This is a genomic window from Actinomadura litoris (assembly GCF_009733595.1).
GTDB lineage: Bacteria > Actinomycetota > Actinomycetes > Streptosporangiales > Streptosporangiaceae > Spirillospora > Spirillospora litoris.
On the sequence record NZ_WOFH01000006.1, the window covers coordinates 423,567 to 441,521 of the forward strand.

General features: G+C 73.5%; 14 protein-coding genes. 9 read left to right on the forward strand and 5 right to left on the reverse strand.

What is annotated here, in order from left to right:
- On the reverse strand, window positions 1–2,130 hold the full coding sequence (locus GNZ18_RS19615) for a prolyl oligopeptidase family serine peptidase (RefSeq protein WP_156217926.1): 2,130 nt from the start codon (window positions 2,128–2,130) through the stop codon (window positions 1–3).
- A gap of 384 nt (window positions 2,131–2,514) precedes the next feature.
- Between GNZ18_RS19615 and GNZ18_RS19620 the strand changes: the two genes are divergently transcribed.
- The gene (locus GNZ18_RS19620) at window positions 2,515–3,024 is read left to right on the forward strand and encodes an HNH endonuclease (protein WP_156217927.1); all 510 of its coding nucleotides are present in this window, start codon (window positions 2,515–2,517) and stop codon (window positions 3,022–3,024) included.
- Between the two features lie 35 nt (window positions 3,025–3,059).
- Window positions 3,060–3,275: an FmdB family zinc ribbon protein gene (locus tag GNZ18_RS19625; RefSeq protein WP_214620486.1), complete on the forward strand. Its 216-nt coding sequence runs from the start codon at window positions 3,060–3,062 to the stop codon at window positions 3,273–3,275.
- A 19-nt stretch (window positions 3,276–3,294) separates the two neighbouring features.
- Here the strand turns inward: GNZ18_RS19625 and ilvD are convergent, their stop codons facing one another.
- A complete protein-coding gene (gene ilvD, locus GNZ18_RS19630) occupies window positions 3,295–5,157 on the reverse strand; it encodes a dihydroxy-acid dehydratase (protein ID WP_156217928.1) in 1,863 nt (620 codons plus the stop codon).
- A gap of 571 nt (window positions 5,158–5,728) precedes the next feature.
- On the reverse strand, window positions 5,729–6,571 hold the full coding sequence (locus GNZ18_RS19635; protein WP_308166449.1) for a nuclease-related domain-containing protein: 843 nt from the start codon (window positions 6,569–6,571) through the stop codon (window positions 5,729–5,731).
- 383 nt (window positions 6,572–6,954) lie between these two features.
- On the opposite strand from GNZ18_RS19635, the gene GNZ18_RS19640 reads away from it, so the two are divergent.
- Both GNZ18_RS19640 and malQ read left to right on the forward strand, forming a co-directional pair.
- Window positions 6,955–8,379 (forward strand): amidase, encoded by a 1,425-nt coding sequence (locus GNZ18_RS19640; protein ID WP_312874622.1) that lies wholly within the window; start codon window positions 6,955–6,957, stop codon window positions 8,377–8,379.
- 49 nt (window positions 8,380–8,428) lie between these two features.
- Window positions 8,429–10,525: a 4-alpha-glucanotransferase gene (gene malQ, locus GNZ18_RS19645; protein ID WP_312874623.1), complete on the forward strand. Its 2,097-nt coding sequence runs from the start codon at window positions 8,429–8,431 to the stop codon at window positions 10,523–10,525.
- Here the strand turns inward: malQ and GNZ18_RS19650 are convergent.
- Both GNZ18_RS19650 and pepN read right to left on the reverse strand, forming a co-directional pair.
- A complete protein-coding gene (locus GNZ18_RS19650; RefSeq protein ID WP_214620490.1) occupies window positions 10,506–11,504 on the reverse strand; it encodes a hypothetical protein in 999 nt (332 codons plus the stop codon). The two genes, malQ and GNZ18_RS19650, sit on opposite strands and share 20 nt — an antisense overlap.
- A 185-nt stretch (window positions 11,505–11,689) precedes the next feature.
- Complete coding sequence (gene pepN, locus GNZ18_RS19655) at window positions 11,690–14,224, reverse strand: aminopeptidase N (protein WP_214620491.1); 2,535 nt, start codon at window positions 14,222–14,224, stop codon at window positions 11,690–11,692.
- Between the two features lie 312 nt (window positions 14,225–14,536).
- Here pepN and GNZ18_RS19660 point away from each other — a divergent pair, with 312 nt between their 5' ends.
- The 5 genes from GNZ18_RS19660 (at window position 14,537) to GNZ18_RS19675 (ending at window position 17,826) form a co-directional block, all read left to right on the forward strand.
- Window positions 14,537–15,088, forward strand: coding sequence for a mycothiol-dependent nitroreductase Rv2466c family protein (locus GNZ18_RS19660; RefSeq protein WP_156218127.1), 552 nt, complete (start codon window positions 14,537–14,539; stop codon window positions 15,086–15,088).
- A 115-nt stretch (window positions 15,089–15,203) separates the two neighbouring features.
- Window positions 15,204–15,911, forward strand: coding sequence for an energy-coupling factor ABC transporter permease (locus GNZ18_RS19665; protein WP_214620492.1), 708 nt, complete (start codon window positions 15,204–15,206; stop codon window positions 15,909–15,911).
- A gap of 21 nt (window positions 15,912–15,932) precedes the next feature.
- Window positions 15,933–16,253, forward strand: coding sequence for a PDGLE domain-containing protein (locus tag GNZ18_RS41290; RefSeq protein ID WP_214620493.1), 321 nt, complete (start codon window positions 15,933–15,935; stop codon window positions 16,251–16,253).
- Window positions 16,253–17,017: a cobalt ECF transporter T component CbiQ gene (gene cbiQ / locus GNZ18_RS19670; protein ID WP_214620494.1), complete on the forward strand. Its 765-nt coding sequence runs from the start codon at window positions 16,253–16,255 to the stop codon at window positions 17,015–17,017. Before GNZ18_RS41290 ends, cbiQ begins: the two co-directional genes overlap by 1 nt.
- A 59-nt stretch (window positions 17,018–17,076) precedes the next feature.
- Window positions 17,077–17,826 carry an energy-coupling factor ABC transporter ATP-binding protein gene (locus tag GNZ18_RS19675; RefSeq protein ID WP_312874624.1) on the forward strand — a complete coding sequence of 250 codons (750 nt, stop codon included), beginning with the start codon at window positions 17,077–17,079 and terminating at the stop codon, window positions 17,824–17,826.
- The last annotated feature ends 129 nt before the right edge of the window (window positions 17,827–17,955 follow it).

Below are 17,955 nucleotides of genomic sequence, written 5' to 3' on the forward strand. Positions count from 1 at the left end.
TCATCCATCCGCCCGGCTGTCACCGCCCGACATGATCTTGTCACCGTCGGGGAGGAGGCTCAGGCCGGTCTGGGACGCCAGGAACGACAGCGTGTCGGTCATCAGGTCGACCGACCGGCTCACCGACCGGGTCGAGTGCCCGACCTCCGCCTCGTCGCGGAGCAGGACCGGCGCGTCCGACACGTCCGACGCGGTCGCGTGCTGGAGCGCGGCGCACATCTTGCGGGCGTGTAGCGGGTCGACGCGGGTGTCGCTGCCGAACGTCGTGAACAGCGTGGCGGGATAGGCCGTCCCGGCGCGGACGCGGTGGTAGGGGGAGTAGCCGAGGAGCCAGCCGAACTCCTCGGGGTCCTCGGCCGTCCCGTACTCGTCGTTCCAGGTCTGGCCGAGGCCGAACCGCTCGTAGCGGACCATGTCGAGCAGCGGCGCCGAGCAGACCACCGCGCGGTACAGCTCGGGGCGCTGGGTGAGCGCAGCGCCGACCAGCAGGCCGCCGTTCGAGCCGCCGGAGATCGCGAGCCGGGACGGGGTGGTCAGCCCGTCGGCGACCAGCTTCTCGGCGGCGGCGTGGAAGTCGTCGAACACGTTCTGCTTGCGCTCGCGCATGCCCGCGCGGTGCCACTCCTCGCCCTCCTCCGACCCGCCGCGCAGGTTCGCGACCGCGTAGACGCCGCCCGCCTCGACCCACGCGAGGATGCTCGCCGAGTACGCGGGGGTCAGCGAGATGTTGAAGCCCCCGTACCCGTACAGGATCGCCGGGCGCGGCCCCGAGAGGCCGGGGCGCGCGGCCACCAGCATCCGCACCTCGGTGCCGTCCGCCGAGGCGTAGGAGACCTGGCGGGTCTCGATCTCGGGGACCTCGACCGACCCCGGCGCGGCCGCCCACAGCGTCGTCTCGCCGGTGCGGGCGTCGAAGCGCATCACCGAGGACGGCGTGACGTGGTCGGTGTAGCCGAACCACGCCTCGTGCCCGCCCTCCGGCCGCTCGATGATCCCGCCGATCGAGCCCAGCCCGGGCAGCGGGACGGCGCCGATCCGCTCGCCCGTCCCGAGGTCGTGGACGGTGATCTCGCTGATCGCGTGCCGCGTCCACCCCGCCAGCAGCACGGGCCGGTCCAGGTCGTCCAGGATCGCGAAGTCGCTCAGCACCGCCTCGGGGTCCTCGGGGACCAGGTCGCGCCACGTCTCGAACCCGGGGTCGGCCGGGTCGGTGACGCACAGCCGCGACCGGGGCGCGCCACGGTCGGTGAAGACGTAGGCGCGCCCGTCGCGGCCGACGTACAGGCCGGTCTCGGCGTCCACGCCCTCCTGGACGACCCGCAGCGCGGGCCGCTCCGGCGGCGACGCGGACAGGTCTGCGATCCACAGGTCGTTGCGCGGCGCGGTCCCCTGCGACGAGGACAGCGTCAGCCACCGCCCGTCGCGGCTCACCCCGACCCCGTAGTAGTCGGTCTTGTCGCGCCCCTCGCCGAAGACCAGCACGTCGTCGGCCTCGGGGTCGGCGCCGACCCGGTGCAGGTAGACGCGGCGGTGGTACCGCTCCTCGCCGTCCGGGACGTCCCGCGCCGGGAGCCGCCGCACGTAGTAGTACGCCTCCCCGCCGGGCAGCCAGGCCACCGAGGAGTCGCGGGCGCGGTCGATCGGGCCCTCGACCCGCTCGCCGGTCGCGATGTCCAAGACGTACAGCAGGGACTCCTCGTCCCCGCCGGTCGAGACCTTGTAGGCGAGGCGGCGGCCCTCCTTGTCGGGCTGCCAGCCGTCCAGCGTGGTGGTGCCGGCCGGGTCGAGCGCCGTGGGGTCCACCAGGACGCGCTCGGCGCCGTCCGCGCCGGCCGTGTACAGGACGGGGTGCTCCTGGCCCGCCGTCCGGCGGGTGAAGAACCGCCGCCCGCCCCGCCACACCGGGGATCCGACGCTCCCGGCGCCGAGCAGTTCGGCGAGCCGCCGCCGCAGCGCCTCGCGCCCCGGCAGGGCGTCGGTGGCCTTGTGGAACAGCTCGTCCTGCGCGGCGAGCCACCGCCTGGTCGCCTCGTCGTCGGCGTCCTCCAGCCAGCGGTAGGGGTCGGCGACCCGGTGACCGTGGATCTCCTCGACGATGTCCTCGCGGCGCGCGGGCGGATACGGCGTCATGGATGCACTGTATTGCCCGTGATGAGGGGAACCCGACCGACCCCGCGACGCGCCCGGAACCGCCCGGGGAGCCGTCCCCACAGCGGTTTCAGAGGTCCCGGGGTGTGTTTTTGCGTTCGATCACGCACGTGGTGGGGGATTATTGGGGTAGCGGACGGGCTCCTCAGACGCCACACTGATGCCGGGTCGGTTCGCCCCTGAGGAGGACCTCATGGCGAGTGCGCAGGTGCCGGAGACAATAATCGGGCCTCGGTGGGAGGCGCGCTCAGCCGCGCCCGCCGAGGCCAACGGAACGCACTATCCCCGAACGCATCGCCCCAGAACCAGGGCCCGGCCGCCCGGAGCGCGGCGTGCCGCCTCCCGGCGCGCGGCGGAGGGCGTCTGATGCGACAGGTCCTCCTGCTGAACGCGACATACGAACCGCTCACCACGCTCCCGCTGCGGCGGGCCGTCTGCCTCGTGCTGCGGGAGAAGGCGGAGATCGTCCACCACGACACCTCCGGCGCGGTGCTGCACTCGGCGACGATGGCCGTCGAGGTGCCCTCGGTCATCCGCCTGCGCCGCTACGTGCGGATCCCGTTCCGCACCCGCGTGCCCCTGACCCGCGCGGCCCTGATGCGCCGCGACAGCTTCCGCTGCGTGTACTGCGGCCGGCGCGCGGAGACGATCGACCACGTCCACCCGCGCAGCCGGGGCGGCAAGCACGTCTGGGAGAACTGCGTCGCGTCGTGCATGACCTGCAACCACCGCAAGGCCGACCGGCTGCTGGAGGAGCTGGGCTGGACGCTCAGCATCACCCCCGGCGTGCCCCGGGGCGCCCACTGGCGGCTCATCGGCATCGTCCACGACGGCGACCCCCAGTGGGCCGCGTACGTGTCGGAACCGGCCGCCTGACCCCGCCCTCCGGCGGCGAGCCGTATCCTGGGCTCGTGCCACGCTACGACTACCGCTGCCGCGCGTGCGGGTCGACCTTCGAGGTCTCCCGCCCGATGATCAACGCCTCGGATCCGGCGCCGTGCCCGGACGGCCACGACGACACGGTGAAGCTGCTGTCCACGGTCGCCGTCACGGGCGCCGCCGGGGCCCGCAGGCCCCCGCCGCGCGCCGGGGGCGGGGGCTGCTGCGGCGGCGCCTGCTGCTCCTGACGGCGCCGTCCCGCACGGGTCAGAGGGCGGGGCGCTCCAGCTGCGAGACGTCGCGCGCCGCGCCCGTCGAGGCGGACGTGGCCATGGCCGCGTAGGCGCGCAGCGCGGCGCTGACCGGGCGCTGCCGGTCGCGCGGCCGGTAGCCGCCGAGGTCGGCCAGCAGCTTCTCGCGGCGGATCTCCAGCTCGTCGGCGGGGACGTCCAGCTCCAGCGTCCGGTTCGGGATGTCGATCACGACGCGGTCGCCGTCCTCGACGAGGGCGATGATCCCGCCGCCCGCCGCCTCGGGGGAGGCGTGCCCGATCGACAGCCCGGACGTGCCGCCGGAGAACCGCCCGTCGGTGATCAGCGCGCAGTCCTTGCCGAGCCCCCGGCCCTTCAGGAAGCTCGTCGGGTACAGCATCTCCTGCATGCCGGGGCCGCCCTTCGGGCCCTCGTAGCGGATCACGACGACGTCGCCCGCCTTGACCCTGCCGCCGAGGATGCCCTCGACGGCGTCGTCCTGGCTCTCGAAGACGACGGCGGGGCCGGTGAAGGTCCACAGCTCCTCGTCCACCCCGGCGGTCTTCACGATCGCGCCGTCGGGGGCGATGTTGCCGCGCAGCACGGCGAGGCCGCCGTCGGCGGTGTAGGCGTGCTCGGCGTCGCGGATGCAGCCCTGCTCGCGGTCGAGGTCGAGGCTCTCCCAGCGGGCGCTCTGGCTGAACGCGGAGGTCGTGCGGACGCCGCCGGGCGCCGCGTGGAACAGCTCCACGGCCTCGGGCAGGACACCGGGGGAGCGCACGTCCCACTTGGCGAGGAACTCCTCCAGCGACGCGGAGTGGACCGAGTGGGTCGCCTCGTGCAGCAGCCCGGCGCGGTGCAGCTCGCCGAGCAGCGCGGGGATGCCGCCGGCGCGGTGGCAGTCCTCGACGTGGTACTTGGCGGTGGCCGGGGCGAGCTTGCAGATGCAGGGGACGCGGCGCGACAGCGCGTCGATCTCGGTGAGGCCGAAGTCGACGCCGCCCTCGTAGGCCGCCGCGAGCAGGTGCAGGATCGTGTTGGTGGACCCGCCCATGGCGATGTCGAGCACCATCGCGTTCTCGAACGCCTCGCGGGTGGCGATGCTCAGCGGCAGGACGGACTCGTCGTCGCCGTCGTAGTAGCGGCGCGCGACCTCGACCACGGTGCGGCCCGCGTCCTCGTAGAGGCGGCGGCGGGCGGTGTGGGTGGCGAGCACGGTGCCGTTGCCGGGCAGCGCGAGCCCGATCGCCTCGGTGAGGCAGTTCATGGAGTTGGCGGTGAACATGCCCGAGCAGGACCCGCAGGTCGGGCAGGCGCTCTCCTCCATGGCCAGCAGCGTCTCCTCGCCGACCGAGCCGTCGGCGGAGGCGATGATCGGGTCGATCAGGTCGAGCTTGTTGCCGCCCATGACGCCCTCGACGGGCTTGCCGGCCTCCATCGGCCCGCCGGAGACGAACACGGTGGGGATGTTCAGCCGCAGCGCCGCCAGCAGCATCCCGGGCGTGATCTTGTCGCAGTTGGAGACGCAGACCAGGGCGTCGGCGCAGTGCGCGTTGACCATGTACTCGATGGCGTCGGCGATCACCTCGCGGGACGGCAGCGAGTACAGCATGCCGTCGTGGCCCATGGCGATGCCGTCGTCCACGGCGATCGTGTTGAACTCGCGGGGCACGCCCCCGGCCTCGCGGACGGCGCCCGCGACGACCTTGCCGACCTCGTCGAGGTGGACGTGGCCGGGCACGAACTGGGTGAAGCTGTTGGCGACCGCGACGATCGGCTTGCCGAAGTCCTCGCGCTGGACGCCGCTGGCCCGCATGAGCGCGCGGGCGCCCGCCATGTTCCTGCCGTGCGTGACCGTGCGTGACCTGAGGGCGGGCATCTCGGACCTCTCCTGTTCCAGACCTGTGACGTGCCGTGACACCGATCGTACGTCCGCGCCCGCGCCGGTCGGGCGGTTCGGGCGGACGTCCGGGGTGCGCACCTGAACGGACGCGGTGTCCACCTGGGTGGCGGTGTGCGCCCGCGTGTCCCTGGTGTCCGCGGCGGCGGATCGCGGCGCCGCGCGGCCGGCTCAGCGGAGGTCGCGCGAGCACCGGCCGGTCTCCCATGGTACTCGCGGGGGGCATGAGAGGAGCCGGGCGCGTGACGGCCCGGCTCTGGGGTCCGGTTCGGGGCCGGCTCGGGGGCCGGCTCGGTGCCGGTTCAGGGAGGCGGCGCGGCTCGGGGTGGCGGAGGCGGCACCTCGGCCGCGGTGCGGGTGAGGCGCCCTCCGCGCCGGCGGTCCGGCGCGGCCGCTCGGGGCTCGCCGTTAAGCCCGATGTTCCGGTGAGCACGGTGTTCCTACGAGCGCGGTGTTCCGGCGAGCCCGTTTACCGGTGAGTCTGGTGTGCCTGCCGTGCAGGGGGAGACGGAGGCGGCCCTGGGGAAGGCTGGGCCGCCCGGTCCGTTGCTCAGTCGGGGTACTTCGGCGGGAGCGCCTCCTCGGCCGCCGTGAAGATCCGCTGGACGTCGGTGTCGGTCAGGATCTTCGGACGGCGCCGCAGGTAGGCGCGGGCCCGGTTGCCGGCGTAGACGTCCACGTCCCGCACCCGCATGACCTTCCACGGGATGGACGGGCCGTAGATCGCCACCGACGGCTGCACCGGCACCTCGAAGCCGACGCGTCCGGCGATGATCCGGCTCGCCTGCTCGGCCTCCCAGCGCGCCTCGTCCAGCCGGTCCTTCTTGTTGAAGGGGCCGTGGAAGAGCTTGAGGTGTGACTGGGTGCGCACCGGCAGGCGCTTGTCCCACTTCTCGGAGTCGATGGCGTAGACGCCGCTCGGTCCGATGACCAGGTGGTCGATCCGGCCGTCGCTGACGCCCTCGTCGTCGCGGGGCACGGCGCGCGCGTGCAGCACCCGGTACCCGTTGCGCTGGAGTGACTTCAGCTGCTTCTCGGTGCGCCGCTCGGCGGCCGAGGACTTCTTCCAGGCCGCGACGCTGGAGTCCTTGCGGGAGGCGCGGACCGAGTCGACCACGACCACCAGCACCGCCGCGGCGATGCCGAGGCGGACACCGAGGGCGACCGACAGGACGGCGCCGACGACGACCGCGATGCCGACCCGCCACGCCCACTGGCGGATCTGGGGGTCGCCGAGCAGTGCCGCCGCGCCTCGCGGCTCCTCCTCCGCCGCCGCCTGCGCGGCGGCCTCCGCGGCGGCGTCCTCCGCGGCCGCATCCTCGGCCGTGACCTGCGCCGTGGTCTGCGCGGTGGACTGCGCGGCCTCCTCCGCCGACTCCCGCAGCGGATTCACCGGAGCCTCGTGCTGATCTTCACGTGACCGCTCCGTCTCTTCCCCGGGCTGGCCCCGGGCCCCCTGCCCTTTGCCCCGCTCCGTGATCGCCATGAGTGACGCTCCGTATTCCTTTCCCATCGGGGGCATGATCCTCCGTGCGCAGAGTAATCATTCCGAAGGTTGGCGACTAGTCATGCCGGGTTAATACTTATGTCGCCATCGGTAGGTGATTCACTGCCGTCGCGGACGGGTACCATGGTATTCATTTTCCTCTTGTCCGGATACCGGCGGCGGCGTGTCAGATGCCCCGCCTTCTCCGCCGGCCTTCTCCACGGGCCTCTCCGCCCGCCTTCTCCGCGGGCCTTTGCCGCCCGGCGGGCGGGCGTCTAGCGTTCGCCCATGTGACACATACCCACGACCTCAGCGTCATGCGGATGGCCGCCGCCGTCCGCTCCGGCGAGTTGTCGCCGGTCGAGCTCACCGACCACTACCTCGACCGCATCGAGCGGCTCGACGCGCGGGTCGGCGCCTTCGCGACGGTGACCGCCGACCTGGCGCGCGACCAGGCGCGGCGGGCGGAGAAGGCGGTGGCGGACGCGCCGGACCGGGCCGCGCTGCCGCCGCTGCACGGGGTGCCGGTGCCGGTCAAGGACCTGAACATGGTCGCGGGCGTCCGGGCGGCGTTCGGGTCGGCCGCGTTCGCCGACCTGACCGGCTTCGCCGACGACCACGTCGTGACGCTGCTGCGGCGGGCGGGGTCGGTGCTGCTCGGCAAGACCGCGACCCCCGAGTTCGGCCTGCCCTGCTACACCGAGGGCGACGTGTCGCCCCCGGCGCGGACGCCGTGGGACCTCACCCGGTCGGCGGGCGGTTCGAGCGGCGGCGCGGCCGCCGCCGTGGCCGCCGGGCTCGCCCCGGCCGCGCAGGGCAGCGACGGCGGCGGCTCGATCCGCATCCCGGCCAGCGTCTGCGGGCTGTTCGGCATCAAGCCCACCCGGGGCCGGATCTCGCAGGGGCCGCTCAAGGCCGACCTCTTCGGGCTGGCCACGAACGGCCCGATCGCGCGGACCGTCCGGGACGCGGCGCTCCTCCTGGACGTGATGGCGGGCCCGGTGCCCGGCGACCTGTACACGGCGCCGCCCGTCGAGGGAACGTTCCTCTCCCACGCCGACCGGCCGCCGGGGCGGCTGCGCGTCGCGCGGAGCCGGACGCCCGCCGTCCCCGGCGTCGAGGTGCATCCGGACTGCGTCGCCGCCTACGAGGAGGCGTCCGCGCTGCTGGAGGAGCTGGGGCACGAGGTCGTGGAGCTGCCGCCGGTGCTCGGCGCCGACGTCGTCCCGCACTTCGAGCTGCTGTGGGGCGTGATGGCGACGATGACGCCCGTCCCGCCCGAGCGCGAGCACCTGCTCCAGCCGCTCACCCGCTGGCTCCGCGAGCGCGGGCGCGCGACGACGGCGACGCAGGTGCTCCAGGCGCACGCCGCGTTGCAGGCCGCGTTGCGCACCGCGTTCCCCGTGATGGAGGGGTTCGACGCGATCCTGCACCCCACGCTGGCGCTGCCGCCCGTCCCCATCGGCCACTTCCATGATCAGGAACCGGAGGAGAACTTCCGGCGCCAGACGCAATTCACGCCGTTCGCGGCCGCCTACAACATCTCGGGCCAACCCGCCGTTAACGTGCCACTTCATCAGAATGCGGATGGATTGCCGATCGGGATCATGCTCGCCGGACGGTTGGGCGGCGAGGGGACGCTGATCTCGCTTTCCGCCCAACTTGAGCAAGCTCGTCCCTGGATCGGGCGCAAGCCTCCTATCTGGCACGACTAGCCCGATTGATCCCGCTTTTCGGGTCGCGCTGAAGGGGCATGCCCCAGGCGTGATCGAGGACGAACTGAGCATGCTCGCCGGACGGTACGGCGTCGCGCCCCGCTACACCGACTGGAAGGGCGAGGAGGTCGGAGTGGGCCGCGAGACGCTGGTCGCCGTCCTCGGCGCGCTGGGCGTGGACGCGTCGTCCCCGGCCGCCGTCCGGGACGAACTGGCCCGCGCTCCCGCCCCCGCGCAGCCCTACGGCGACCCGGGGAGGATGCTGCCGCCGGTCGTCGTCCTGCGGCGGGGCGTCCCGGCGCCGTTCGTGCGGGCGCGTCCGGGCGAGCCGCTGGACCTCGCGGTGGAGCTGGACTCCGGCGAGACGATCCCGCTCGTCCAGGACCCGTTCGCCCAGGACGAGGTGCCGCTGGGGTGGCATCTCCTGCACGCCCGGCAGGGCGACGCGCACGAGACCGCGCCGTTCCTGCTCGCCCCGAGGGCGCTGGAGCCGCCGCCGAGGATGTGGGGGTTCACCGCGCAGCTCTACTCGGTGCGGTCCCGGGCGTCCTGGGGGATGGGCGACCTGCGCGACCTCGCCGACCTGGCCGCCTGGAGCGGGCACGAGCTGGGCGCGGGCTTCACGCTGATCAACCCGCTGCACGCGGCCGAGCCCGTCCCGCCGGTCGGCGCGTCCCCCTACTCGCCGATGAGCCGCCGCTTCGCCGCGCCGATCTACCTGCGGATCGAGGACCTCCCCGAGTACGGCGCCCTGCCCGCGGGCGACCGCGAACGGCTCGCCGCCCTCGCCGCGCCGCTGCGCGCGCCGCACGACCGGATCGACCGCGACCGGGTGTGGACGGCCAAGCTGCGGGCCCTGGAGCTGCTGTACGGCGTCCCGCGCGACGCCGGGGCACGGCACCGGTTCGAGGGGTTCCGCCGCCGCGAGGGCGAGGCCCTGACGGCGTTCGCCATCTGGTGCGCGCTCGCGGAGGAGCACGGCGCCGACTGGCGGCGCTGGCCCGCGGAGCTGCGCGACGCGCGGGGCCGCGCCGTCGCCGAGGCCGCCGGACGGCTCAGGGAACGCGTCGACTTCCACGCCTGGCTGCAATGGCGCCTGGACGAGCAGCTCGGCGGCGCCCAGCGCGCCGCCAGGGACGCGGGGATGCAGGTCGGGATCGTCCACGACCTGGCGGTCGGCGTCGCGCACGGCAGCGCGGACTCCTGGATCTACCGGGACCTGATGGCGCCCGGCATGAGCGTCGGCGCGCCGCCGGACGAGTTCAACCAGCGCGGCCAGGACTGGGGCCAGCCCCCCTGGCATCCGCGCCGCCTCGCGGACGCCGCCTACGTGCCGTTCCGCGAGATGGCGGCCGCCGCGTTCCGGCACGGCGGCGGGCTGCGCCTGGACCACGCGATGCAGGTGTCGCGGCTGTGGTGGGTCCCCGAGGGCGGCTCCCCGGCGGAGGGCACCTACGTCCGCTACGACCGCGGCGCCCTGCTCGGCTGCCTCACCTGGGAGGCGGCGCGGGTGGGCGCGGTGGTCGTGGGGGAGGACCTCGGCACGGTCGAGCCGGAGGTCCGCGACGACCTCGCCGCCCGGGGGATCCTCGGCACGTCCCTGCTGTGGTTCGAGCAGGACGGCCAGGGCCGCCCGAAGCCCCCGGACCGGTGGCGGGAGCTGTCGCTCGCGACCGTCGGCACCCACGACATGCCTCCGATCACGGGCTACCTGCACGGCGACCACACCGCGCTCCGCGACCGGCTCGGCCTCCTCACCCGTCCGGCGGCCGAGGAGGCGGACGAGCACCGGCGGCGCCTCGCGGACTGGCTGCGGCTCCTGCACGAGCACGACCTGCTGGACGTCCCGCCCGGGGAGGTCCTGCGCGCGCTCTCGAACGGCTCGACCGCCTACGACGAGCGGCTGGTGGAGGCTTTGCACGCCTTCCTCGCGCGCACCCCGGCCCGCCTCGTCGGCGTCGCGCTCGCCGACGCCGTCGGGGAGCGCCGCACCCAGAACCAGCCCGGCACGATCGACGAGTACCCGAACTGGCGCGTCCCGCTGGCCGATGCCGGCGGGACGCCCGTCCTGCTGGAGGACCTGCGGACGGACCGGCGGGTGCGGGCCGCGCTGCGGGGCCTGCCGGTCAGCCGAGCGTCGCGGTGATCCGCGTGCTGACGTCGTGCAGGAGCGTGTCGGGGACGAGCGTCGCGTCCGCGATCTTGGAGAACAGCGCGGGCAGGCCGGGCAGCGGGTAGTGGTCCTTGTCCGCGTCCTGGAGCGCGGCGCGGCCGAGGGGCTGGTGCGCCAGGGACTTGCGGGCGCGGGCCCACGCCGCCTGCACCTCCTCCGGCGAGGGGACGCCGAAGCCGTGCCCGACCGGCGCCGCGTGCCGGAGCTTGACCAGGGCGCTGTCGGTGAAGTCGGCCGCGAGCCTGCACCGCTCGCTCAGCCTCGCGCGGACGCCGTCCTCCAGCCGGGTCATGACCGTGCAGGGGGTGCGGCAGCGGGCGGCGCAGTCGCCGAGCGCGGAGGCGACCTGGCTGTGCTGCCGGTCGAGGTAGGCGCGCCACCCGGGCGGCGGCTCGGTGGAGACCCGCAGCGTCCGCTCGCAGGCGGCGCGCTCGGGACGGGTGTGGTCGCACACCCGCGCCGACCCCGGCTCGACCGGCACCCCGAACCGGCTGCCCTCGCCGTTCACCGCCGGGCCGATCCGCGCCGGGTCGCCCGCGTGGCCGAGGACGGGCTCCCAGGCGAGCATCGCGAGGTACTCGCTGGCGATGTGCACGGCCGCGACCAGCGCCGCCATGTCGCGCCGGTACCAGCGGATCGAGATGACCTCCAGCAGCAGCCGGTAGGCGGGCCGCAGGCTCGCGAGCGCGCCGCGCGGCTGCTCCCGCGGCGCCTGCGGCATCCGGCTGGCCCGCGCGCGGTCGAGGAGGTCGTGCGGGACGTCGCCGACCGCCTCGGGCATGCCGAAGTCCTCCGCGTCCAGGTCGAGGACCCGCTGGCCGAACGCGCACAGCGCCGCCACGCCGTCGGCCCGGCCGTTCGGCGCGAGCGTCCCCCGCGTGATCAGCGCCTCCAGGTCGCCGAAGGCGTACCGATGCGCGAGTGCCTTCAGAACGTCCTGTGCTGTCCGCACGCGCCCACCTTCCCACCTGTCACGATTTCCACCCCGCGTCGCATCCGGCTCCCCGTGATGCTTTCCGCGATGATTTCACCTCTCAAGGCCAATGCGCCCCGTGACCATGCATTCCGTCCGGTATGGAGGTATCCGGATCCGGTCACACGGCCACGGGGCGCCGGTCGTACCGAGCGGGGGCGCCGTCAGGCGGCGGAGCCGTCCTTGGCGCGGGCGCGCAGGGCGCGGGCCACGCCGTCGCGCCCCTCCGACAGCAGCCGGACGAGCGCCGCCGGGGGCCGCTGCTCGGCGATGTAGGACTCGGTCCGGTCGACCGTGGACTGCTCGATCACCAGGAACGGGTAGGCGACCTCCGCGAACGTCTGGGACATGTCGCTGCTCCACTCCTTCCAGATCCGCCCGACCTCGGCGAAGTAGGCGTCCACGTAGGGGAGCAGCAGCGCGGTCTGCTCGGGCTCGACGAACCCGCCGAGCGTCGCCCGGAACACCGCGTTCGGGAGCTTGCCGGAGACGATCCGCTCCCACGCCGCCGCCTTGGCCTCCGCCGAGGGGGCGGCGGCCTTGCAGGCGGCGGCGTGCCGTTCGCCCGCGGCGGTGCGGTCCCGCTCGTGCTCGGCGTCGATCTCGGCCTCGCCCGCCTCGCCGGTGACGACCAGGCGGCGCAGCAGGGCCCAGCGCAGCTCGGTGTCGACCTTGAGCCCCTCCAGGGACTGCGACCCGTCCAGCAGGCCCCGGACGAACCCCAGGTGGTCGGCGCCGACGGCGGACGCCGAGAACGCCTGCACGTAGGCGAGCTGGAAGTCCGAGCCCGGCTCGGACTCCCGCGCCAGCTCCGCCAGCGCGTCCGCCATCAGGCGCACGCCCTCGTCCCGCCACGCCGGGTCCGCGTACTGGTGGACGGCCGTGCGCGCCTGCCGCAGCAGCGTCTGCGTGACGGAGATGTCGGTGACGCCGCGGATGCCCCGCATCACCAGCCGGACGTAGTCGCGGGTCGCCATCTCGGCGTCGCGCGTCATGTCCCAGGCCGCCGACCAGCACAGCGCCAGCGGCAGGCCCTCCTTGATGTCGCCGATGCCCTCGACCAGCGTCTTCTGCGAGTGCGCGTCCAGCCGGATCTTCGCGTAGGTGAGGTCGTCGTCGTTGACCAGGACGAGGTCGGGCCGCTTCCTGCCGACCAGCTCGGGCACCTCGGTGCGGGCGCCGACGACGTCCAGCTCGACCCGCTCCCGCCGGACGATCCCCTCGCCGGTGCGGTCGTACAGGCCGATCGCGACGCGGTGGGAGCGCAGCGTCGGGTAGTCGGCCTTGGCCTCCTGCGAGACCGCGAACGAGGAGAAGTTCCCGTCGCCGTCCACCTCGTACTCGGCGCGCAGCGTGTTGACCCCGGCCGTCTCCAGCCACTCCTTCGACCAGGCCGCCAGGTCGCGGCCGGACGTCTCCTCCAGCGCGCCCAGCAGGTCGGTCAGCACGGTGTTGCCCCACGCGTGCCGGTCGAAGTAGCGCCGCACGCCCTCCAGGAAGTTGTCGCGGCCCACGTAGGCGACGAGCTGCTTCAGCACGCTCGCGCCCTTGGCGTAGGTGATCCCGTCGAAGTTGACCTCCACCGCGCGGATGTCGGGGATGTCGGCGGAGATCGGGTGGGTGGAGGGCAGCTGGTCCTGCCGGTAGGCCCACGCCTTCATCAGGTTCGCGAACGTCGTCCAGGACGCCGTCCACTTGGTGGCCTCGGCCTGGCACAGCACGCTCATGTACGTGGCGAACGACTCGTTCAGCCACAGGTCGTCCCACCAGCGCATGGTGACGAGGTCGCCGAACCACATGTGCGCCATCTCGTGCAGGATCGTCTCGGCGCGCCGCTCGTAGGCCGCGTCGGTGACCCGGGAACGGAAGACGTAGTCCTCCAGGAACGTGACCGCGCCCGCGTTCTCCATCGCGCCCGCGTTGAACTCCGGCACGAAGAGCTGGTCGTACTTGGCGAACGGGTACGGGCGGCCGAACACCTTCTCGAAGTAGGTGAAGCCCTGGCGGGTCACGTCCACGATCGCGTCCGCGTCCAGGTGCTCGGCGAGCGAGGCGCGGCAGTACACCCCGAGCGGGATCACGGTGCCGTCCTCGCGGCGGTACTCGTCGCGGACGACGTGGTAGGGGCCCGCGATCAGCGCCGTGATGTAGGTCGAGATCTGCGGGGTCGGCGGGAAGTGCCAGGTCCCGCCCTCGGCGCGGTCGGCCGCCTCGTTGGTGACGACCTCGAAGTCCTCGGGCGCGCGCACCTCCAGCTCGAACGTCGCCTTGAGGTCGGGCTGGTCGAAGCAGGTGAACATGCGGTGCGCGTCGGCCGTCTCGAACTGCGTGTACAGGTACACGCTCTGGTCGACCGGGTCGACGAACCGGTGCAGGCCCTCGCCCGAGCGCGAGTACGCGCAGTCGGCGACGACCCGGAGCTCGTTGTCGGCCGCGAGGTCCGGCAGCGGGATCCGGCCCTTCTCGGCGTCGTAGGACGCGGGGTCCAGGTCACGCCCGTTCAGCGTCACCTCCCGCACGAGCGCGCCATGCAGGTCGATGAAGGTCGAGGCGCCCGGCTCGGCGCTGTCGAACCTCGCCACAGTGGTGGAGCGGAACCGGTCCTCACCCGTGGTGAGGTCGAGCTCGACCGCGTACGACCGCGCGGTGAGCAGCCGGGCCCGTTCCCGCGCCTCATCGCGCGTGAGGTTGCCTGCCACATGAACTCCTTGGTCGGCTTATCTGCCTTGTGCCCCCCATGTTTACCAACCGGTCGGTGCACGGGTCCCGGCGCCACGGCCTTCGGTCGCCGCAGACCGACCGGAATCGGCACGAATCGGCGGGGAATCCGCGCGGACCGGCCCGGGTTGTCGTCTGTGGAAGCCTGGCGGGGAACCCGTGCCCCCTGGTGGGCGCCCTGTTCCGCCCCCGTTTCATGCGTTTGTGTTCGTTCCCTGAGGAGGCCGACGTTGCCGAACGACGCTGTGACACCTGTGGACTTCTGGTTCGACCCGCTCTGCCCGTGGGCGTGGATGACCTCGCGATGGATCATCGAGGTCGAGCGGCAGCGTCCGATCGAGGTGCGCTGGCATGTGATGAGCCTGTCCGTCCTCAACGAGGACAAGGACGTCTCCGAGAAGTACCGCCGGATGCTCGACGCGGGCTGGGGCCCGGTGCGGGTCGCGATCGCCGTGGAGCAGAAGTACGGGGCGGACGCGCTCGGCCCCTTCTACACCGAGATCGGGACGCGCCGCCACCATGACCGGCGCGAGTTCGGCCGGGAGCTGTACGAGGAGGCGCTGACCGCCGCCGGGCTCGACCCGGAGCTCGCGTCCGCCGCCGACTCCACCACCTACGACGACGCCGTGCGGGCCTCCCACAAGGACGGCATCGACCGGGTGGGCCAGGAGGTCGGCACGCCCGTGATCGAGGTCGAGGGGCACGCGTTCTTCGGCCCGGTCGTGACGCCCGCGCCGCGCGGGGAGGCGGCGCTGAAGCTGTTCGACGGCGTGCTCGCGGTCGCCTCCACCGACGGTTTCTTCGAGCTGAAGCGCACCCGCACCCGCGAGCCGATCATCGACTGAGAGCCCGGCCGGACGGGGCCACGCGAAGGCTAGGTAGTTGCGACCGTATTGCAACTACCAGGGATGCGCCCCCAAACTGGTCCTACAGCCAGTAACAGGTAGGACGGTGAGGGACGTGCACGTACCGGACGGGTTCATCAATGCTCCGGTCTCGATCGCGGCGGGCGCGGTCGCGGTGGCGGGGGTCGGAGTGGCGCTGCGCGGCGCCCGGCGCGAGCTGGACGACCGCACCGCCCCGCTCGCGGGGCTGACCGCCGCGTTCGTGTTCGCCGCGCAGATGCTCAACTTCCCCGTCGCCTCGGGGACCAGCGGGCACCTGCTCGGCGGCACGCTCGCGGCCATCCTGGTCGGCCCCTACACCGGCGTGCTCTGCGTCTCGGTCGTCCTGCTCATGCAGGGGCTGCTGTTCGCGGACGGCGGCCTCACCGCGCTCGGCGTCAACATCACCACGATGGCGCTGGCCACGGTCCTGGTCGGGTACGGGCTGTTCCGGGTGCTGCTGCGGGTGCTGCCGAAGACCCGGGCCTTCGTCGCCGGGGCCTCCTTCGCGGCCGCCGTGGTCTCGGTCCCGGCCGCCGCCGTCGCGTTCACGCTGATCTACGCCGCCGGCGGCACCACCGACGTGTCGGTGGGCAAGGTCGCCGCCGCGATGATCGGCGTGCACGTGCTGATCGGCATCGGCGAGGCGCTGATCACCGCCGTGACGGTCTCCAGCGTCCTCGCCGTCCGCCCCGACCTCGTGTACGGGGCGCGCGACATGATCAAGCCGCTCCAGCTGCGGCCCGCCGGCGCCGACGGCTCGGCCGAGCCGTCCCGCGCCTGAGCCCGGACCTGAAGGAGGACCATGAACATCAAGCGCTTCTTCGTCGGGTTCCTGCTCGTCTCGCTCGTGCTCGCCGGGGTGGTGAGCTACTACGCCAGCTCCAGCCCCGACGGCCTGGAGAAGGTCGCCGCCGACAAGGGCATCGACTCCAAGGAGAAGGACCACTCCCTCAAGGACTCCCCGCTCGGCGACTACGGGGTCAAGGGGGTCGGCGACGCCCGGCTGTCCGGCGGCCTCGCGGGGGTGATCGGCGTCGGCGTCGTGCTGCTCGCCGGCGGCGGCCTGTTCTGGGTGATGCGGCGCCGCGAGCCCTCCTCCGGCCCGTCCCGGGACGCCTCCTAGTGGGCGCTGGGCACGCCCACCGCCTCTACGTCCCGCGCGCGTCGCCGGTGCACCGGCTGCCGCCGCAGTGCAAGATCGTCGCCGTGCTGGCGTTCGTGCTGCTGGTGGTGGCGACGCCGCGGGAGCGGCTGTGGGCCTTCGGCGCGTACGCGGTGCTGCTCGCGGCCGTCGCCGCCACGGCCCGGGTGCCGTTCGGCACGATCGCGCGGCGGATCGTCATCGAGCTGCCGTTCGTCGCGTTCGCGTTCCTGATGCCGTTCGTGGCGAACGGCGAGAAGGTCACCGTGCTCGGGCTGCGGCTCAGCGAGAGCGGGCTGTGGGGCGCCTGGAACGTCCTCGCCAAGGGGAGCCTCGGCGTCGTCGCGTCCATCCTGCTCGCCGCGACCACCGAGCCCCGGCTGCTGCTGCTCGGCATCGAGCGGCTCCGGATGCCGCAGCTGATCACGCAGATCGCCACGTTCATGCTCCGCTACGGCGACGTCGTCACGGCCGAGCTGGGCCGGATGCGGGTCGCGCGGGCCTCGCGCGGGTTCGAGGCGCGCGACCTGCGGGCGACCCGCGTGCTCGCCAAGTCGGTCGGGGCGCTGTTCCTGCGCTCCTACGAGCGGGGCGAGCGCGTCCACCTGGCCATGGTGAGCCGGGGCTACGACGGCCGGATGCCCGCCCTGTACGACGTGGGCGCGACCTCCGCGCAGTGGACGGCCGCCGCCGCGCTCCCCCTGGCCGCCGCCCTGGTGACCGCGGCCGCTTGGATGCTGTCATGACCTCCTCGCCGCAAGGCCCACCGCCCGACGCGTCCTCGCCTGAGGTGCCTTCCCTTGAGGTGCCCTCACTTGAGGTGCGGGGCCTCGCCTACGCCTATCCGGACGGCACGCAGGCCCTCTTCGGCGTGGACGTGACGATCGGACGCGGCGAGCGCGTCGCGCTGCTCGGGCCCAACGGCGCGGGCAAGACCACGCTCGTCCTGCACCTGAACGGCATCCTGCACGGCGGCCTCGGCGAGGTGCGCGTCGGCGGCCTCGCGGTCGACCCGAAGGACCGGGCGTCGCTGCGGGAGATCCGGCGCCGCGTCGGCATCGTCTTCCAGGACCCCGACGACCAGCTCTTCATGCCGACCGTCCGCGAGGACGTCGCGTTCGGCCCCGTCAACCTCGGCCTGCGCGGCGCCGAACTCGACGCCCGCGTGCACGACGCGCTGACCCGGGTCGGCATGGCGAACGTCGCCGACCGCCCTCCGCAGCACCTCAGCTTCGGCCAGCGCCGCCGCGTCGCGGTGGCCACGGTCCTGGCGATGGAACCGGAGATCCTCGTCCTGGACGAGCCGTCCTCCAACCTCGACCCGGCCAGCCGCCGCGAGCTGGCCGAGATCCTGCTGGGCCTGGACGTGACCGTCCTGATGGTCACGCACGACCTCCCCTACGCGGCGGAGCTGTGCCCGCGCTCGGTGATCCTGTCCGGCGGCGTGATCGCCGCCGACGCGCCCACCCGCGACCTGCTCACCGACGCCGACCTGCTCCGGGCGCACCGGCTGGAGCTGCCGTTCGGCTTCGACCCCGCCGCCGCCCTCCGCTGAGGCGCGGCGCCGGCGACGGGCGCGTTCACATGGGGTGAATTTTCGGTTCGGGGTTTCTGCTTGCGCGCGCCCCCGAGGCTTGCCACACTCGTGCCGACATTGAAAGTGGCAACGGTTTTCATCTCCGAA

Excerpts from the sequence above, each read along its gene's own strand:
- GNZ18_RS19615 (WP_156217926.1), bottom strand. The coding sequence starts at position 2,130 with ATGACGCCGTATCCGCCCGCGCGCCGCGAGGACATCGTCGAGGAGATC.
- GNZ18_RS19620 (WP_156217927.1), top strand. The coding sequence starts at position 2,515 with ATGCGACAGGTCCTCCTGCTGAACGCGACATACGAACCGCTCACCACG.
- ilvD (WP_156217928.1), bottom strand. The coding sequence starts at position 5,157 with ATGCCCGCCCTCAGGTCACGCACGGTCACGCACGGCAGGAACATGGCG.
- GNZ18_RS19660 (WP_156218127.1), top strand. The coding sequence starts at position 14,537 with ATGACCTCGCGATGGATCATCGAGGTCGAGCGGCAGCGTCCGATCGAG.
- GNZ18_RS41290 (WP_214620493.1), top strand. The coding sequence starts at position 15,933 with ATGAACATCAAGCGCTTCTTCGTCGGGTTCCTGCTCGTCTCGCTCGTG.